General features: G+C 60.9%; 1 pseudogene. It reads left to right on the top strand.

The window, feature by feature from the left end:
• Positions 1–215, top strand: a pseudogene (locus M9Q49_RS35300) (hypothetical protein); the annotation flags it as partial.

Below are 215 nucleotides of genomic sequence, written 5' to 3'. Positions count from 1 at the left end.
ATCCACGGCGAAAATGGCGACGATTACATCTCGGGCGGCATGGGGAACGACTTCATCGTCGGCGGCCTCGGTAACGATCAGATCAACGCCAGCGGCGGCGACAACATCGTCATCGGCGATGAAGAACTCACCGGCACGTTGCCCCTCGCGCAAGATTCCGCAATCGGCGGCAACGACATTCTCAGCGCGCTCGGCGGCAACGATGTCTTCTACGG

Source organism: Anatilimnocola floriformis (assembly GCF_024256385.1).
GTDB lineage: Bacteria > Planctomycetota > Planctomycetia > Pirellulales > Pirellulaceae > Anatilimnocola > Anatilimnocola floriformis.
This window is presented reverse-complemented; position numbering and strand designations above follow the sequence as displayed.